General features: G+C 70.1%; 16 protein-coding genes. 7 read left to right on the top strand and 9 right to left on the bottom strand.

Features of this window, described 5'->3' with window-relative positions:
- Positions 1 to 29 precede the first annotated feature (29 nt).
- Together AB6A66_RS01995 and thrS are read right to left on the bottom strand one after the other, a co-directional pair.
- Positions 30 to 323, bottom strand: coding sequence for a DUF2282 domain-containing protein (locus AB6A66_RS01995; protein WP_371037936.1), 294 nt, complete (start codon positions 321 to 323; stop codon positions 30 to 32).
- Between the two features lie 217 nt (positions 324 to 540).
- Positions 541 to 2,499, bottom strand: a complete 1,959-nt coding sequence (thrS, locus tag AB6A66_RS01990) for a threonine--tRNA ligase (protein WP_371054566.1) — start codon at positions 2,497 to 2,499, stop codon at positions 541 to 543.
- A gap of 179 nt (positions 2,500 to 2,678) precedes the next feature.
- Between thrS and AB6A66_RS01985 the strand changes: the two genes are divergently transcribed.
- From AB6A66_RS01985 to AB6A66_RS01975, 3 genes are all read left to right on the top strand, one after another.
- The gene (locus AB6A66_RS01985) at positions 2,679 to 3,443 is read left to right on the top strand and encodes an alpha/beta fold hydrolase (protein ID WP_371054565.1); all 765 of its coding nucleotides are present in this window, start codon (positions 2,679 to 2,681) and stop codon (positions 3,441 to 3,443) included.
- Positions 3,436 to 4,413, top strand: coding sequence for an alpha/beta hydrolase (locus tag AB6A66_RS01980; RefSeq protein ID WP_371054564.1), 978 nt, complete (start codon positions 3,436 to 3,438; stop codon positions 4,411 to 4,413). Before AB6A66_RS01985 ends, AB6A66_RS01980 begins: the two co-directional genes overlap by 8 nt.
- Positions 4,414 to 4,526: 113 nt before the next feature.
- A complete protein-coding gene (locus AB6A66_RS01975; protein WP_371054562.1) occupies positions 4,527 to 5,237 on the top strand; it encodes an alpha/beta fold hydrolase in 711 nt (236 codons plus the stop codon).
- Between the two features lie 9 nt (positions 5,238 to 5,246).
- Here AB6A66_RS01975 and AB6A66_RS01970 read toward each other — a convergent pair whose 3' ends face one another.
- The gene (locus AB6A66_RS01970) at positions 5,247 to 5,765 is read right to left on the bottom strand and encodes a glutathione peroxidase (RefSeq protein ID WP_371054561.1); all 519 of its coding nucleotides are present in this window, start codon (positions 5,763 to 5,765) and stop codon (positions 5,247 to 5,249) included.
- Between the two features lie 117 nt (positions 5,766 to 5,882).
- On the opposite strand from AB6A66_RS01970, the gene AB6A66_RS01965 reads away from it, so the two are divergent.
- Positions 5,883 to 6,188, top strand: a complete 306-nt coding sequence (locus tag AB6A66_RS01965; protein WP_371054560.1) for a DUF4389 domain-containing protein — start codon at positions 5,883 to 5,885, stop codon at positions 6,186 to 6,188.
- Between the two features lie 93 nt (positions 6,189 to 6,281).
- Complete coding sequence (locus AB6A66_RS01960; RefSeq protein WP_371054559.1) at positions 6,282 to 6,524, top strand: CDGSH iron-sulfur domain-containing protein; 243 nt, start codon at positions 6,282 to 6,284, stop codon at positions 6,522 to 6,524.
- 42 nt (positions 6,525 to 6,566) lie between these two features.
- Here the strand turns inward: AB6A66_RS01960 and AB6A66_RS01955 are convergent, their stop codons facing one another.
- The 6 genes from AB6A66_RS01955 to AB6A66_RS01930 all read right to left on the bottom strand — a co-directional run bounded on the left by AB6A66_RS01955 (position 6,567) and on the right by AB6A66_RS01930 (position 12,773).
- Positions 6,567 to 8,393, bottom strand: coding sequence for a M3 family oligoendopeptidase (locus AB6A66_RS01955; protein WP_371054558.1), 1,827 nt, complete (start codon positions 8,391 to 8,393; stop codon positions 6,567 to 6,569).
- A gap of 108 nt (positions 8,394 to 8,501) precedes the next feature.
- Positions 8,502 to 8,660: a hypothetical protein gene (locus tag AB6A66_RS01950; protein ID WP_371037927.1), complete on the bottom strand. Its 159-nt coding sequence runs from the start codon at positions 8,658 to 8,660 to the stop codon at positions 8,502 to 8,504.
- A 68-nt stretch (positions 8,661 to 8,728) separates the two neighbouring features.
- A complete protein-coding gene (locus AB6A66_RS01945) occupies positions 8,729 to 10,336 on the bottom strand; it encodes an ATP-dependent DNA ligase (protein ID WP_371054557.1) in 1,608 nt (535 codons plus the stop codon).
- A 145-nt stretch (positions 10,337 to 10,481) separates the two neighbouring features.
- Positions 10,482 to 11,498, bottom strand: coding sequence for a ligase-associated DNA damage response exonuclease (locus AB6A66_RS01940; protein WP_371054556.1), 1,017 nt, complete (start codon positions 11,496 to 11,498; stop codon positions 10,482 to 10,484).
- 37 nt (positions 11,499 to 11,535) lie between these two features.
- On the bottom strand, positions 11,536 to 12,486 hold the full coding sequence (locus AB6A66_RS01935; protein ID WP_371054555.1) for an alpha/beta fold hydrolase: 951 nt from the start codon (positions 12,484 to 12,486) through the stop codon (positions 11,536 to 11,538).
- Positions 12,486 to 12,773, bottom strand: a complete 288-nt coding sequence (locus AB6A66_RS01930; RefSeq protein WP_371037923.1) for an SCP2 sterol-binding domain-containing protein — start codon at positions 12,771 to 12,773, stop codon at positions 12,486 to 12,488. Before AB6A66_RS01930 ends, AB6A66_RS01935 begins: the two co-directional genes overlap by 1 nt.
- A gap of 66 nt (positions 12,774 to 12,839) precedes the next feature.
- On the opposite strand from AB6A66_RS01930, the gene AB6A66_RS01925 reads away from it, so the two are divergent.
- Both AB6A66_RS01925 and AB6A66_RS01920 read left to right on the top strand, forming a co-directional pair.
- A complete protein-coding gene (locus AB6A66_RS01925; protein ID WP_371054553.1) occupies positions 12,840 to 13,400 on the top strand; it encodes a tetratricopeptide repeat protein in 561 nt (186 codons plus the stop codon).
- A 29-nt stretch (positions 13,401 to 13,429) separates the two neighbouring features.
- Positions 13,430 to 16,333, top strand: coding sequence for a helicase-related protein (locus tag AB6A66_RS01920; RefSeq protein WP_371054552.1), 2,904 nt, complete (start codon positions 13,430 to 13,432; stop codon positions 16,331 to 16,333).
- Positions 16,334 to 16,335: the final 2 nt, after the last annotated feature.

The following is a 16,335-nucleotide window of genomic DNA, read 5'->3' as shown; positions in this document are numbered from 1 at the left end:
TCGGCCCGCCCCGAAAGCTCCGCCGCGTGTCAGCCCTGCTGCGGCAGGTCACGCTCCAGCGGTTCGAGCGATCCCATCCGGTCCCCCGGAAGCTCCATCGATTCGCAGGTGCCCTCGTCCACGAGGGTCCAGGCGTTGCCCTGGTAATCGACGGTGGACGTGCCCGCACAGGTCGTGCCGGGGCCGGCCGCGCAGTCGTTCTCGCCGGCGAGCGAGACGCCGTAGCACTTCTCCTGCGCCTGGGCGTGTGCCGTGCCGGCATAGGACGACAGGGCGGCGGCGACCGCGCCGGCGACTGCGGCGGATTTCAGCGTGATGGACATTTGTGGATCTCCCTCCAGTTTGGTCCGTGCTGCCGCGGAGCCGCGGCTGGGGGAGTCATACCGCTGCGACGACATGACACGCCAGTCACGGCCGCGTGCTTCACGGCGCCGTCATCGCGAGTGACGGGGCCGTGAGACCGGCTCGCGACCTGCATGGGGCAACGCCGCGATCGCCGGCGTCGGGGCGCGCGCCGCACGGGCGCGCCGCCCCCGAATGTTACAAACGGTCGGGCGCGCGCGCCTCGTCGGCCAGCGCGTTCACGAAGGCGTCCATCGGCTCGGTGCTGGTCGCCTTCTCGCCGAGGCGCCGGATGGTCACCGTGCGCTCCTCGACCTCGCGGTGACCGCAGGCGAGGATCACCGGCACCTTGGCGAGTGAATGCTCGCGCACCTTGTAGTTGATCTTCTCGTTGCGGGTGTCGGCCTCCGCACGAAGCCCGGCCGCGCGCAGCGCCGCGACAACCTCCGCGACATAATCGTTGGCGTCGCTGGTGATCGAGGCCACGACGACCTGACGCGGCGCAAGCCACATGGGCAGCCTGCCGGAGTAGTTCTCGATCAGGATCCCGATGAATCGCTCGAAGCTGCCCAGGATCGCGCGGTGCAGCATGACGGGGCGGTGCTTCTCGCCGTCCGCGCCGATATAGCTCGCGTCCAGCCGCTCGGGCAGGTTGAAGTCGGCCTGGAAGGTGCCGCACTGCCACTCGCGCCCGATCGCGTCGGTCAGCTTGAAGTCGAGCTTCGGGCCGTAGAACGCGCCTTCGCCCGGGTCGATCTCGTAGTCGTTCCTGACCGAGAGGATCGCCTTCTCCAGCGCCGCCTCGGCCTTGTCCCAGACCGCGTCGGACCCCACGCGCACATCGGGACGGGTGGAAAGCTTGATGTCGAAGCTGCCGAAGCCCGTGTCCTTGTAGACCTTGGACAAGAGATCGATGAAGCCCGCGCATTCCTGCTCGATCTGGTCCTCGGTGCAGAAGATGTGCGCGTCGTCCTGGGTGAAGCCCCGCACGCGCATCAGCCCGTGCAACGCGCCATGCGCCTCGTAGCGGTGGCAGGAGCCGAACTCGGCCAGCCGGAGCGGCAGGTCGCGGTAGCTCTTGATGCCCTGGTTGAAGACCTGCACGTGGCAAGGGCAGTTCATCGGCTTGAGCGCGTTCACCCGCTTCTCGTTGGCGTGCTCCTCGTCGATCTCCGTGATGTACATGTTCTCACGGTACTTGTCCCAGTGGCCCGACGCCTCCCACAGCTTGCGGTCCACCACCTGCGGCGTGTTGATCTCGCGGTAGCCCGCGGCGTCAAGGCGCCGGCGCATGTAGTCCTGAAGCTCGCGGTAGATGGTCCAGCCGTCGGGGTGCCAGAACACCATGCCGGGCGCCTCCTCCTGGAAGTGGAAGAGCTTCATCTCGCGGCCGAGGCGGCGATGGTCGCGTTTCTCCGCCTCCTCGAGGAAGGTCAGGTAATCCTTGAGCGCCTTGCGGTCCTTGAAGGCCACGCCGTAGATGCGCTGGAGCATCGGGCGCGAGCTGTCGCCGCGCCAGTAGGCGCCGGCCACCTTCATCAGCTTGAAGGCGTCGGCGGGGACCTGCCCGGTGTGGGCGAGATGCGGGCCGCGGCAGAGATCCTGCCAGTGGCCGTGCCAGTACATCCGGATGGGCTGTCCTTCCGGGATCGCCTCGACGAGCTCCACCTTGTAGGGCTCGTTGTTCGCCTCGTAGTAGCGGATGGCGCGGTCCCGCTCCCAGACCTCGGTGGTCACCGGGTCGCGGCGGTCGATGATCTCGCGCATCTTCTTCTCGATCGCGCCGAGATCGTCCGGGGTAAAGGACTCCGCGCGGTCGAAGTCGTAATACCAGCCGTTCTCGATGACGGGGCCGATGGTGACGCGCACCTCGGGCCAGATCTCCTGCACCGCGCGCGCCATGATGTGGGCGAGGTCGTGCCGGATGAGTTCGAGCGCGGGCGCGTCGTCGGCCATGGTGTTGATGGCGATCGCGGCATCCGCCTCGATCGGCCATTGCAGGTCCCAGTGGGCGCCGTTCACGTCGGCGCTGATCGCTTTCTTCGCGAGCGATTTGGAAATTCCCTCGGCGATCTCGCCGGGGGTGATCCCGGCGGGAAAGTCGCGGACGGAGCCATCGGGGAAGGTCAGGGAAACGGTGGACTGGTCGCGGGCCATGTCCGCTCTCCTCGTCGGTTCGGCGCCTACGAAGCGCCCGGTTGCGGGTCAGGGTTCGCGGGCGACATGGCGGGACGGGCCCGGGAAGTCAAGGATGACGGTGTCGTGCCGACACCCGCCGGGGCTTTTCACCCGGCCCGATCGCGGGCACTCTTCGCGCGCCACCGATCGGAGGATCCATGACAGAGCCCAGCTATCTCGACACGCCGCAGCGGCGCCGCATCGCCTATCATCGGACCCCGGGCGAGGGGCCGGGCGTGGTGTTCCTCGGCGGTTTCATGTCCGACATGGAAGGCACCAAGGCGCTGCACCTCGAGGACTGGGCGCGAAACGCGGGCCGCGCCTTCCTGCGCTTCGACTACTCCGGCCACGGGCAAAGCTCGGGTGCCTTCACCGACGGGTGCATCGGCGACTGGGCCGAGGACGCGGAGGCGGTGCTGGATGCGCTGACCGAGGGGCCGCAGGTGCTCGTGGGCTCCTCGATGGGCGGCTGGATCGCGCTGCTGACCGCGCGGGCCAACCCCGAGCGGGTGGCCGGCCTCGTCACCGTCGCCGCCGCGCCCGACTTCACGGAGGACGCGATGTGGGCGGGCTTCGACGCCGAGCAGCGCGCCGATCTCGAACGCGACGGCGTGGTGCACCTGCCCTCCGACTACGGCGAGCCCTATCCGATCACGAAGCGGCTTATCGAGGACGGGCGCGCGCATCTGGTGCTGCGCGCCGCGCTGCATCTGCCCTTTCCCGCGCGCTTCCTTCAGGGCACCGCGGATGCGGACGTCGACCGCGCGGTGGCGCTCGCGCTTCTCGACCACGCCACCGGTCCGGACATGCGGCTGACCCTTGTCGAGGGGGCGGATCACCGGTTCTCGGAGCCGGATTGCCTCGAGCTGATCACCGACAGCGTGGAGGAGGTGAGCGCCCGCGCCGCGCGCCGGCGTGGCTAGGGCGGTGGCCTGGGCGCTTCTTCTCGTCGCGACGGCGGCTGCGGCGTTCTGGTTTCTGGGCCCGCGCGAGACGGTGGCCGTTGCCGCGCCCGTGGCGCCCGAGGCGCTGGGCGATCTCGACCGGCATTTCGCCGATGCGGAGGCGCGCTTCGACGATATCGTGCCCGGCACGGAAAAGCGCGTGCTCTGGGCGGGCGCGCCGGGCGCGCGCACGGATCTGGCGATCCTCTACGTTCACGGGTTTTCGGCGACGTCCGAGGAGATTCGCCCGGTGCCCGACCGCGTGGCCGGGGCGCTTGGCGCGAACCTCGTCTTCACGCGGCTTCAGGGCCACGGCCGGGGCGGGGCGGCCATGGCCGAAGCCAGCGTCGCGGGCTGGATGTCGGACCTTGCCGAAGGCCTCGCGGCGGTGCGCGCCGCCGGTGACCGCGTGGTCGTGATCGCCACCTCGACGGGCGCCACGCTCGTCACGCTGGCCCTCGGCCGGCCCGAACTGGCCGAGGGCGTGGCCGGCGTCGTGTTGGTGTCGCCCAACTACGCCCTTCACGGGCGCTTCGCGGGTCTGCTCACCTGGCCCGCCGCCCGGATCTGGTTGCCGTGGATTCTCGGACCGACGCGGGGGTTCGAGCCGCGCAACGAGGCGCATGCGCGCTACTGGACGCAGAGCTATCCGGTGGAGGCGCTCCTGCCCATGGCCGCGCTCGTCGCGCATGTGCACAGGCTCGATCCGGGCGGCATCGGGGTGCCCGCGCTTTTCTGGTTCTCGGATGACGACCAGGTCGTGCGCGCGGACGCCACGCGCGCGGCGGCCGCGCGCTGGGGCGGCGCGGTAAGACTGCACCCGGTGTCCCCCGGCTCCACGGACGATCCCGCCGCCCATGTCCTCGCGGGCGATATCCTGTCGCCCGGACTGACGGACGCCGCCGCGACGGCGATCACGGCATGGATCCGCGCCTTGCCGGAGGGGTGAGCGCGGGCCTATGGCCCCTCCGTCCGGGGGCTGCTATCGAAACGGCCGCAGACGGCGGGGGAACGGGATGAACGGGCAGACGGCGCAGGACGTCACGAACGGGCAGGCGGTGCATGGCTGAACCGCTCGTCCTTCTGCCGGAGTTCATGTGCGACGCGCGCCTCTTCCTGCCGCAGATCACCGCGCTCGGCCGCGATCGCCCTGTGACGGTGGCCCCGCTCGCGGGCGGGGAGCGGGTGGAAGAGATCGCCTCGCACCTCCTGCCGCAACTGCCGCAACGGTTCGCGCTGGGCGGTCTGGGCCTGGGCGGCATGGTCGCCATGGAGATCCTGCGCCGCGCGCCCGACCGGGTGGCGCGGCTGGCGCTCATGGACACCGAGCCGCTGGCTGAGACGCCCGCGCAAGCCGGGGAGCGCGATCCCCTCATCGTCCGGGCGCGCAGCGGGGCGCTCGACGCCGCGGTGGCCGAGGTGATCCGGCCGGATCACCTGGCACCGGGGCCCGGCCGTTTCGAGGTGATGGCGACGCTCGCCGAGATGGCGCGCGGGCTGGGCGTCGAGGCGTTCACGCGACAGATCCGGGCGCTTCAGCGCCGGCGCGACCAGCAGGCGACACTGCGCCGGTGCAAGGTGCCCACGCTGCTGCTGTGCGGGGCCGAGGACACGCTCATGCCGGTCAAGCGCCACGTCTTCCTGGCGGAGCTCATCCCCGGCGCCACCTTGCGGGTCATCGACGGGGCCGGGCACTTGCCGCCTCTCGAGGTGCCGGAGGATACCACCGAGGCTCTGTCAGAGTGGCTGAGCGCGCCGTTCGTCCTGCGCTGAGCGCGCGGCTCAACTGCCCGCCAGCAGGGCCTCCACCGGCTCGGTGATCCGGCCCGACATCGGCCGGGCGGTGGCGCCGAACGTTTCCACCACGCGGCCCTCGCCATCCAGAAGCACCTTGTTGAAGTTCCACGACGGCTCGAACGTCGCGGTCTCCTTCAGCCAGGCGTAGAACGGGTGTGCCCCGCTGCCCCGCACGGGCGTGATGGTCGTCATCGGCATGTCGATGCCGAACGTGATCTCGCAGAACTCCTTCACCTCGTCGTCGGAGGCGAGTTCCTGGTTGAAGTCGTTCGACGGCACGGCAAGCACCACGAGGCCGGCGTCGCGGTAGCGGTCGTAAAGCGCCTGCAAGCCCTCGTATTGCGGGGTGAAGCCGCACATCGAGGCCGTGTTGACGACAAGGACCGGCTTGCCGGCATAATCCGACAGCCGGATCTGGCCGCCGTCGATGCTGTCGAAGATGAAGTCCTCGGCCGCGGCAGCGGTGGCGAAGACGGCGAGGATAATGGCGAGCAGCTGTTTCATGCGGGCCTCCCGTGGCTGATCGGAAAGATAGCTGCGTCATCTCCAAGTCAAGCGTCGCCGGGCTTGGCCCGAACCGGGCCGGCGCGGTATGCTTGATCTGCCATTCCGGAGGGACCGATGCCGCGCAACGATGAAGAGAAGCTGAACGGGCGCCTGCATGGCGCGCAGCCCCACGCGCCCAGGGAGTCCATGCCGGTGCGGCTGCTGCACGTGGTGCTCATCTGGATCATGCTGAGCCTCGCGCAGACCGTGCTGACGGTGGCCACGGTGATCCAGGCCGTGCTGATGCTGGTGAACAGGGGCGATCCCAACGCGCGGCTGGCGGAGTTCGGCACCGATCTCGGGATATGGATCGCGAAGGCCGCGCGCTTCCAGACCGGCGCCTCCGAGGTCAAGCCCTGGCCCTGGACGGAGCTTGACTGACCGGCGGGGAACGGGACGTCCGCGGGCGTCGTTGCATTGACCGCGCCGCACGCCGTGCCACGTTCGTGCCCTGCGCCAACGAAGGAGAATCCGATGTCCGACACCCCCGACATCCCGCAGAAAGCCCCGTTCCCGGCCGAGGTATCGGCTGGCAAAAGCTATTTCTGGTGCGCCTGCGGGCGCTCGTCGCGTCAGCCGTTTTGCGATGGAAGCCACAAGGGCACCGGCATCGAGCCCGTGAAATACACCGCCGAGAGCGACGGCCGCGTCTTTTTCTGCGGTTGCAAGCAGACGGCGCGCGGGCCGCTTTGCGACGGCACGCACACAGGGCTCTGATCCGCGCGGCGCGCCCGTCCGGCGCGGCGCGCGGCAGATATCCTAGTCCTCCATCGCCTCGAGCTCGTCGATGAGCCCGGCGATCATGGAAAGTCCCTTGTCCCAGAAGGCCGGGTCGGAGGCGTCGAGCCCGAAAGGCGCCAGAAGCTCCTTGTGGTGCATCGACCCGCCAGCCTTCAGCATCTCGAAGTACTTCTCCTGGAAGTCGGGATCGCCCTCCTCGTAGGCGGCATAGAGCGCGTTCACCAGCCCGTCGCCGAAGGCATAGGCGTAGACGTAGAAGGGCGAGTGCACGAAATGCGGGATATAGGCCCAGAAGGTCTCGTAGCCCTCCATGAAGGTGAAGGCGGGGCCGAGGCTCTCGCCCTGCACGCTCATCCAGATCGCGTTGATGTCGTCCGGCGTGAGCTCGCCGCCACGCCGGGCGTCGTGCAGCTTGCACTCGAAATCGTAGAAGGCGATCTGGCGCACGACCGTGTTGATCATGTCCTCGACCTTGCCGGCCAGCAGCACCTTGCGCTCGTTCCGCGTCTTCGCGTTCTCCAGAAGCCGCCGGAAGGTCAGCATCTCGCCGAAGACCGAGGCCGTCTCCGCCAGCGTGAGCGGGGTGCGCGACAGGAGTTCGCCCTGCCCGGCGGCGAGGCGCTGGTGCACGCCGTGGCCGAGCTCGTGGGCGAGCGTCATCACGTCGCGCGGCTTGCCGAGGTAGTTCAGCATCACGTAGGGGTGCACCTCGGTCACCGTCGGGTGCGCGAAGGCGCCCGGCGCCTTGCCGGGCTTCACGCCCGCGTCGATCCAGCCGCTGGTGAAGAACGGCTCGGCGAGCTCGGCCATCCGCGGGTCGAATTCCGCGTAGGCCGCGCGCACCGTCTCGCGCGCCTCGTCCCAGCCGATGGTGCGCGTCTCCTCCATCGGAAGCGGGGCGTTGCGGTCCCAGACTTCCAGCGTGTCGAGGCCGAGCCAGCGGCGCTTGAGCTCGTAGTAGCGGTGGCTGAGGCGCGGATAGGCGGCCACGACCGCGTCGCGCAGCGCCTCGACCACCTCGGGTTCGACGTCGTTGGCCAGGTGGCGCGCGGTCTGCGGCGTGGGCATGCCGCGCCAGCGGTCCATCACCTCCTTCTCCTTGGTCTGCGTGTTGTGCACGCGGGCGAAGGTGCGGATGTTCTCGGAGAACACTTCGGCGAGCGCCCGCGCCGCGGCCTCGCGCGTCGACCGATCGTGATCCGTGAGCAGGGTGAGCGTCGATTCGAGCCCGAGCGCCTCACCCTCCACCTCGAAGCTGAGCCCCGCCATCGTCTCGTCGAAAAGGCGCTCCCACGCGTCGCCCACGACGCCCAGGTCGTGCAGGAACTTCTCCAGCTCGTCCGAAAGCTGGTAGGGCTTCATGGCGCGGATGCGCTCGAACACGGGGCGATAGCGGGCAAGCTCCGCGTTCTCGCCGAACAGCCGCTCGAGGTGGTCGTCCTCCAGCCGGTTGAGCTCGAGCGTGAAGAAGACCAGCGGCGTGGTGAAGTTGGTGATCTTCTCCTGCATGTCGGAGAGGAACTTCGCCCGTCCCGCGTCGGTGGTCTGCTGGTAGTAGCGCAGCCCCGCATAGGACATGATGCGTCCCGCCACCGTCTCGATCCGCTCGTTGCGGCGCACGCAGTCCAGAAAGCCCGCCGCGTCGAGTTCGCCGAGCCGGCCCTCATAATCCGCCGCGAAGGTGCGGCCCTCGGCCTCCAGCCAGTCGAGGTCGCGTGCGATCTCTGCCGCGTCGGGCGCGGCATAAAGGTCCGTGAGGTCCCATTCCGGCAGATCGCCAAGGCCCTCGGGGCCGGAAGCGGAACCGGCGCTGGCGTCGAAGACGGGGCGGGGGGCGTGGCGCATGGGGATCTCCTGCGAAATTGGATGCCTGCGAGAGATAGGCTGGCGCGGCGGGGCGGATCAAGGCCGCGCGCCGAGGCGCCGCGGGTGCCCCGGGGGAAGGCGGCGCGCTCAGGGCCGGCCGAACAGACGCATCAGTACGTAGACCGCCGCGCCCGCGATCAGCGCCACGACCGCCGCCTTCAGCAGAAACGAGGCGATGGGTATGATGATCATGAGCCCGAAGACGATCGCGGCGGTTACGATCGCGATCCAGAGCGAATCTTGCATGTCCCGGTCCTCCGCTTGCCCGGCCCGCGCCGGAATCGCCGCGAGACTACCCGCGCCGCGGCCCGAAATCATCCCTCCGCGCCAGCCTGGCCATGGGCGGTCAGCATCTCCCTCAGATCGTCGAGCGTGTTCGCCTCGGCGGCCGGCTTGTCGCGGCGCCAGCGCGCCATGCGCGGGAAGCGGAGCGCGAGGCCGGACTTGTGGCGGGGGCTTTCGTGGATGCCCTCGAAGGCGATCTCGAACACCTGCTCGGGGCGCACCTGCCGCACGGGGCCGTAGCGTTCCAGCGTGTTGCGCCGCACCCAGCGCGTGATCTCGGCGAATTCCGCGTCGGTCAGGCCGGAGTAGGCCTTGGTGAAGGGGACAAGGGCGTTGCCCGACCAGACCGCGAAGGTGAAATCGGTGAAGAGATTGGCGCGCCGCCCGTGCCCGGCCTGCGCGTAGATCATCACCGCGTCCACGGTCAGCGGGTCGAGCTTCCATTTCCACCAGTCGCCGCGCTTGCGGCCCGCGAGGTAGGGGCTTTCGCCGCGCTTCAGCATCACCCCCTCGGCGGCCCGCGCCCGCGCCTGCCCGCGTGCATCCGCGAGCGCGGCCCAGTCGTCGAAGTCCAGAATCGGCGGAAGAACCAGCGGCGCCTCCGGCGGAAGATCGGCGAGCAGGCGTTCAAGCCGCGCGCGCCGCTCGTCGAAGGGACGGGCACGAATGTCCTCGCCACCCTCTTCCAGCAGGTCGTAGGCCGCGAGCGCGACCGGCGCCTCGGACAGAAGCTTCTTCGGCACGGTCTTGCGCCCGAGTCGCTTTTGCAGCGCGTTGAAGGACAGCGGCCCGTCGCGCCAGGCCAGCAGCTCGCCGTCGATCACCGTGCCGGGCGGCAGGAAGTCGCGCGCGCGGGCGAGTTCGGGAAAGCGATCCGTCATCAGCTCCTCGCCGCGGGACCAGACGAAATGCTGGCCGTCGCGCAGGATAAGCTGGCCGCGGATCCCGTCCCATTTCCACTCCGCCCGCCAGCCGGACGGATCGCCCAGCGTTTCCGGCCCCGCGTCGAGCTGGTGGGCGAGGTAGAACGGGTAGGGACGCGAAAGATCCGCCGCGCCCGCCTCGGAGTGCACGAGCTCCTGCCAGCTCGTGGTCGCGGGATCCCAGGCGCCCATCAGCCGATGCGCCATCTCGGCCTCGTCCCGGCCGAGCGCGCGGGCAAGCGCGCGCGTCATCAGCTTCTGGCTCACCCCGATGCGCCAGCCGCCGGTGAGGAGCTTGTTGAAGAGGAAACGCTCCGCGGGCTCCAGCGCCTCCCAGGCGTCGAGAATCGCGGCGCGCCGGTCCGGCAGCGGCCGGTCAGCAAGCGCCCTGAGCGCCGCGATCCACTCGGCCAGCCCGCGGTCGCGCGGGTGCGCGGGCGGCGGCAGGATGAGCGCGATGGTCTCGGCCAGATCGCCGACGATCCCGTAGCTTTCCTCGACGATCCAGAGCGGCAGGCCCGCGCGCTCCGCCGCCCATTCGCGCAGCTGTGTCGTCGTGATCGCGCGCCGCGGCCGCCGGCCCGAGAAAAGCGCCACGGTCCAGAGCCGGTCCGCGTCTGGCGCGGTCGCGAAATAGTCCGACAGCGCGTCCACCTTGGCCGATGTGCGCGTGGTCTCGTCGACCCGGGCGATGAGGCGGGCGAAGTCCTTCACGAGACCTGCGCGCGCCGGAGGTTGGAAGCCGAACGGCCGGGAATCGCGACAGACCTCCGGTTTTCCACAGCCATGTCCACAGGCGGACGGCGGCCGGGGCCCCGGCATGCGAGGATCAAGCCGCAAGTCGTTGACCGGACACGGATCATGGCGCCACCTCGGCCTCGTCTTCGGCCTCGCCGCCGAACTGCGTGGGCACGATGCGGGCATCGAATCCCTCCGCGCTCAGCCAGCGTGAGAATATTTCGGTGTAACCGTGCGTCACGAATATCTTTTCGGCACCCGTCCCCCGGATTGCCCACAGCAGCCCCTCCCAGTCCGCGTGATCCGAGAGCACGAAGCCGCGGTCGACGCCCCGGCGCCGCCGCACGCCGCGCAGGCCCATCCATCCGCTGGCCACGGCGGTGGACGCCGGGCCGAAACGTCGGGCCCAGGTGCTGCCAAGCGCGGCGGGCGGCGCGAGGACGAGCGCCCCCGGGAAATCCTTCGGGTCGAGCTCCGGCGTCACCTGCCGCGTCTCGGGCAGGGGCAGGCCGGCTTGTCGCAGCACGTCCGTGACGCCCTCGACCGCGCCGTGAGTGAGGATCGGGCCGATGCCGGTGTCGAGCATCGACAGCAGCCGCTGCGCCTTGCCCAGCGCGTAGGCGCCGAGCATGGCGGTGCGCCCGTCGCGCGCCGCGCCCGCCCACCAGTGGTTCAGCGCGCCGGCGACCTCGTCCTGCGGCGCCCAGCGGAAGACCGGCAGCCCGAAGGTGCACTCGGACACGAAGGCATGGGCGCGGAGCGGCTCGAACGGCTCCGACAGCCCGTCCGCCGCAATCTTGTAGTCCCCCGAGACGACCCAGACCTCGCCGGCGACCTCCACCCGGATCTGGGCCGAGCCCGGCACGTGGCCGGCCGGGTGGAAGGAGACGACCGCATCGCCGATCCGTCGTTCCTCGCCATAGCGCATCGTTTCGAGCGCCACGTCGCCGAGCCGGTGGCGCAGGACCGGCGCGGTGCCGTCCGTGCAGAGGTAGCGGCGGTGCCCCGGCCGCGCGTGGTCCGCGTGGGCGTGGGTGATGACGGCGCGATCCACCGGCCGCCAAGGGTCTATGTGAAAGTCGCCCGCCGGGCAGCGAATGCCGCGGTCGGTGAAATCGAGAACCGGGGGCCGTGTCATGCGCGCCAGTATAGGGCCGGCTTGCCGCGTGGCCAGCTTAGGCAGGTGCGCCCGCCTGTTCGAGGAAGAAGGACGCCGTCGCCCGAAGGATGCGGTCGCGGATCTCGGCGCGCTCCATCAGCACCTCGTGCTCCGCGCTCTCGAGCAGTTCGAGCCGGCCCGAGGGCCAGCCCCGCATCCGGTCATGGACGCGCGCCTGGTCGACGATCCGCTCCCGGCTGCCGAGCCAGGCGATGGCGGGCAGGTCCGGCGCGGGCCGGCGGGCGAGCGCGCGGCACTCCGCCAGCGCCTCGTGCAGCCAGTGAAGGCTGGGTCCACCCAGTTGCAGCTCGGGCCGCGCGTGCAGGTGGGACTGCATCGTCGCCCACATCCCGGCATCGGTGGTGAGCGTGTTGCCCTCGAAGGGGGCCGTCGCGATGTAGGATTGCGGGCCGGTTCCCGGCGCCACGACATGGCCGAGGCCGAGGCGCGCGCCGCTCCAGCTGATCGCCCAGGCGGCGGGCCGCATCAGCGCAGAGATCCGGATCCCCCACATCGGCCCGGTGAAGGCCGCGCCCGCCACGTCTAGCCCGTCCATCAGCGCGCGCAGGCCGATGCAGCCGCCCATGGAATGCGCCAGCAGGAAGATGGGCGCCGGAAGGGCCTCGGCACGCGCGACGGCCAGCATCGCGGCCACGTCGCGCTGGTAGTCCGAGAAACGCCCGACATGGCCGGTAAGCGGCTCTCCCAGAAGCCGCTCCGAAAGGCCCTGGCCGCGCCAGTCGACCGCCAGGACGGCGAGGCCGCGGTCCAGAAGCCGCGCGGCCACATGCGCGTATTTCTCGATGTACTCGGTGCGGCCGGGAAACACGAGCACCGTGCCGCGCGCGGCATCGTCGGGTTGCCAAAGTCCCATTCGAAGCCGCGCCCCGTCCTCGGCGTGCACCCAGACGGCCCGCGCCGCGGGCCAGCCGTTCACCAGGTCGTCGAAGAAGGGCGCATCTTCCATCAGCCCAGCGCGGAGCCGAGCTTCATCGCCATGCCCATGTCGCCGTCCACGCTCAGCTTGCCCGACATGAAGGCCGAGGTCGGGTCCATCTCGCCTTGCAGGATCTGCTGGAACGTGTCGGCCGAGGCGGTGAGCGTCACGTCGGCCTCCTCGTCGGCCGCACGCACCCCCCCGGCGTCGAGCATGATCGCGCCCTCGCCCTCGATGACGAATTTTGCAATCCCGTCAAATCCGCCCGAAAGCTTCTGGTTCAGGGCGTTCACGGCCTCGTTGATCATGTCGCTCATCACATCGCTCCTTCGAAACGCCACGCGCCTCTGGATTCGGCGCGGGTAACAGCTATTCTAGGATTTATGGTCACAAGCGCCTTCCCGATCAAACATCTCGTCGCGGCATTCGCCGCAGCCCTCTCCTTCGCGCCGCCGGCGTGGTCCGAGGACGGCGCGGCGGACGAGATGCTTGGCGAACTCCGCTCTGCCTCTCCGCAGCAGGCCGAACAGGTCGCCGGCGAGATCCGCAACCTCTGGTCGAAGTCGGGCTCGGCAGCGATGGATCTTCTCCTGCGCCGCGGCCGCGACGCGCTCGAGAACGAGGATTACGTGGTCGCGGTGGAGCATTTGACCGCGCTGACGGATCACGCGCCCGATTTCGCCGAAGGATGGGCCGTGCGCGCAATGGCGTTCTTCCGGCAGCAGGAATACGGCCTCGCCCTTGGCGATCTGCGCCGCGCGCTCGCGCTCAACCCGGACCACTTCGGCGCGCTCTACGGCCTCGGCGTCATCATGGAACAGCTCGAGGAGCCGCGCCTGGCCTGGCGCGCCTACGAGGAAGTGCTTGCCATTTACCCGCATCATCCCCAAGTGGGGCCGGCGATGGAACGGCTCGAGCGCGAGGTTCTCGGCGCGGAACTTTAGCCGCCGCGCCCGGCCGCGGGGAGTAGCGAATGACACGGCAAGGCAGGACCCTCGCGGTTCTGGGCCCCACCAACACGGGCAAGACCCACTACGCGATCGAGCGGATGCTGGGCTACCGGACGGGGGTGATCGGGCTGCCGCTCCGGCTTCTGGCACGAGAGGTCTATGACCGGATCGTCGCCGTGCGCGGCCCGTCCGTGGTGGCGCTGGTGACCGGCGAAGAGCGGATCGTGCCCCCGCGCACGCAGTACTGGGTCTGCACCGTCGAGGCGATGCCCGAGGGCATGGGCGCCGATTTCGTCGCCGTGGACGAGATCCAGCTTTGCGCCGATCCCGAGCGCGGGCACGTCTTCACCGACCGACTGCTGCGGATGCGCGGCCAGCACGAAACGATCTTTCTGGGCTCGGACACGATGCGCGCGCCCATCGCCGCGCTGGTGCCCGGGGTCGAATTCGTGCGCCGCGAGCGCCTGAGCGAACTCACCTACACCGGCTCGCGCAAGATCAGCCGGATGAAGCCGCGCAGCGCCATCGTGGGCTTCTCGGTCGAGAACGTCTACGCCATCGCAGAGCTGATCCGCCGCCAGAAGGGCGGCGCCGCGGTGGTGATGGGCGCGCTCAGCCCGCGGACGCGGAACGCGCAGGTGGAACTCTATCAGAACGGCGACGTGGATTACCTCGTCGCCACCGACGCCATCGGCATGGGGCTCAACCTCGACATCGACCATGTGGCCTTCTCCGGGGTGTCGAAATTCGACGGGCGGCGGGTGCGGCCTCTGGCGCCCAACGAATTGGCGCAGATCGCCGGCCGCGCCGGGCGCGGCATGGCGAACGGCACATTCGGCGTCACCGGGGAGGCGCCGCCGCTGCCCGACGAGGTCGCGCTTGCCATAACCGAGCACCGCTTCACCCCGTTGCGCCGGCTGCAATGGCGCAACGCGGCGCTGTCCTTCGGATCCGTCGAGGCGCTCATCGCGTCGCTCGAGGCCCCGCCGGAGAGCGAGATCCTGGCCCGCGCGCGGGAGGCGGACGATCTTCGCGCGCTCCGCGCGCTCTCCGCGCAGGCGGAGGTGCGCGCCCGCGCCTCGGACGGGCCGTCGGTGCGGCTTCTGTGGGATGTCTGCCGGATTCCCGATTTCCGCGGCATCAGCCACGCCGAGCACGCGAGCCTTCTCGAGGCGATCTACGGCCACCTGCACGAGCGCGGGCGCGTTCCGGACGAATGGCTCGCTCGCCACGTGGCGCGCATCGACCGGACCGAAGGCGACATCGACACGCTCTCGCGTCGGCTGGCCTTCATCAGGACCTGGACGTATGTGGCGCAACGCGCCGGCTGGGTGGCGGACGAAACCCATTGGCGCGAGGCCACCCGCGCGGTAGAAGACCGCCTGTCGGATGCGCTGCACGCGCGGCTGACGCAGCGTTTCGTGGATCGGCGCACCTCGGTGCTGATGCGCCGGCTCAAGCAGAAGGAGGCCCTGTTGGCCGAGGTGAACGAGAAGGGCGAGGTGACCGTCGAAGGCGAGTTCGTCGGTCGGCTGGAGGGGTTCCGGTTCCGTCAGGACCAGGCGGCGGCCGGACAGGAGGCCAAGACGCTGAAATCCGCGGGTCTGCAGGCGCTTGCGCCGCATTTCCACCTGCGCGCCGACCGGTTCTACAACGCGCCCGACACCGAGATCGACTACACCGAGCAGGGCGGCCTGATGTGGGGCGACCAGGCGGTGGGCAAGCTGGTCGCGGGCGATGAGCCGCTCAAGCCCCGGGTCAAGGCTTTCGTCGACGAGGAGGCGGGTGCGGAAGTCGTCCAGAAGGTCGAGCGCCGCCTGCAGCATTTCGTCGATCGCAAGATCGCCACGCTCTTCGAGCCGCTCCTCGCCATGAGCCGCGACGAGGCGTTGACGGGCCTCGCCCGCGGCTTCGCGTTCCGCCTTGTCGAAGGGCTCGGCATCCTGCCGCGCGGGCAGGTCGCCGCCGAGGTCAAGGACCTCGACCAGGCTGCCCGCGGCGCGCTGCGCAAGCACGGCGTGCGGTTCGGCCAGTTCACCGTGTTCATGCCGGCGCTGCTGAAGCCCGCGCCCACGCGGCTTCGCCTGATGCTGTGGAGCCTCGCGCAGGGTCTCGACACCTTTCCCGAGGCGCCGCCGCCGGGCCTTGTCACCGTGCCCGTGGACCGAAGCGCGCCGCGCGGCTATGATGCCATGGCGGGCTATCGCAACGCGGGCGAGCGGGCGATCCGACTCGACATGCTGGAGCGCCTCGCAGATCTCCTGCGCGCCGAAGATGGCCGCGCGGGCTTCGAGGCCAAGCCCGAGATGCTGTCCATCACCGGCATGACGCTCGAGCAGTTCGCGGACTTGATGCAGGGGCTCGGCTACCGTGCCGAGCGCGGCGAACGGCCCAAGGCGAAACCGGCCGCGGCGCCGGCGGGCGCGCCGGACGCCGCCGGGACCGAGGCTGCGTCTGCGCGCGAGGCCGGGACCCCCGAGGGGACCGAGGCAGAGACGCCACCGGCGACAGGGCACGACGCGGCGCCCGCCCCGGATGCGCCGGCCGCCGCGACCAGCGAAGAGAAGGTGCCCGGGGCCACCGGCGAGGCCGTGCCCGATACCGTCGACACGGCTCCGCCCGACGATGCGGCAGCGCCCGACGATGCGGCAGCGCCCGACGCCTCAACGCCCGAAGGCGCCGAGACCGAGGTCTTCTACACTTTCACCTGGATCGGACGGGGCGCGCGGGCGGGCAATCAGCGCGGCCGTGGCGCGGGCGCCGAGGGCCGCGGCAAGCCGAAGGGCAAGGGCAAGCCCAAGGCGAAGGGCAAGCCGCGCCGCGAGGAGGGCGAGAAAACCTTCAAGTCCGGGCCCCGCAAGGCGGATCGGATCGATCCGGACAACCCGTTCGCTGCCGCGCTCATGGGCCTCAAGACACGGGACTGACG

The organism is Rhodosalinus sp. K401 (assembly GCF_041365735.1).
Classification (GTDB): Bacteria; Pseudomonadota; Alphaproteobacteria; order Rhodobacterales; family Rhodobacteraceae; genus Rhodosalinus.
The sequence above is the reverse complement of the archived record's forward strand: the minus strand, read 5'-3'. Positions and strand labels throughout refer to the sequence as shown.

Excerpts from the sequence above, each read along its gene's own strand:
- AB6A66_RS01920 (WP_371054552.1), top strand. The coding sequence starts at position 13,430 with ATGACACGGCAAGGCAGGACCCTCGCGGTTCTGGGCCCCACCAACACG.
- AB6A66_RS01975 (WP_371054562.1), top strand. The coding sequence starts at position 4,527 with ATGGCTGAACCGCTCGTCCTTCTGCCGGAGTTCATGTGCGACGCGCGC.
- AB6A66_RS01955 (WP_371054558.1), bottom strand. The coding sequence starts at position 8,393 with ATGCGCCACGCCCCCCGCCCCGTCTTCGACGCCAGCGCCGGTTCCGCT.
- AB6A66_RS01965 (WP_371054560.1), top strand. The coding sequence starts at position 5,883 with ATGCCGCGCAACGATGAAGAGAAGCTGAACGGGCGCCTGCATGGCGCG.
- AB6A66_RS01960 (WP_371054559.1), top strand. The coding sequence starts at position 6,282 with ATGTCCGACACCCCCGACATCCCGCAGAAAGCCCCGTTCCCGGCCGAG.
- AB6A66_RS01925 (WP_371054553.1), top strand. The coding sequence starts at position 12,840 with ATGGTCACAAGCGCCTTCCCGATCAAACATCTCGTCGCGGCATTCGCC.
- AB6A66_RS01950 (WP_371037927.1), bottom strand. The coding sequence starts at position 8,660 with ATGCAAGATTCGCTCTGGATCGCGATCGTAACCGCCGCGATCGTCTTC.
- thrS (WP_371054566.1), bottom strand. The coding sequence starts at position 2,499 with ATGGCCCGCGACCAGTCCACCGTTTCCCTGACCTTCCCCGATGGCTCC.
- AB6A66_RS01935 (WP_371054555.1), bottom strand. The coding sequence starts at position 12,486 with ATGGAAGATGCGCCCTTCTTCGACGACCTGGTGAACGGCTGGCCCGCG.
- AB6A66_RS01940 (WP_371054556.1), bottom strand. The coding sequence starts at position 11,498 with ATGACACGGCCCCCGGTTCTCGATTTCACCGACCGCGGCATTCGCTGC.
- AB6A66_RS01930 (WP_371037923.1), bottom strand. The coding sequence starts at position 12,773 with ATGAGCGACATGATCAACGAGGCCGTGAACGCCCTGAACCAGAAGCTT.
- AB6A66_RS01995 (WP_371037936.1), bottom strand. The coding sequence starts at position 323 with ATGTCCATCACGCTGAAATCCGCCGCAGTCGCCGGCGCGGTCGCCGCC.
- AB6A66_RS01970 (WP_371054561.1), bottom strand. The coding sequence starts at position 5,765 with ATGAAACAGCTGCTCGCCATTATCCTCGCCGTCTTCGCCACCGCTGCC.
- AB6A66_RS01985 (WP_371054565.1), top strand. The coding sequence starts at position 2,679 with ATGACAGAGCCCAGCTATCTCGACACGCCGCAGCGGCGCCGCATCGCC.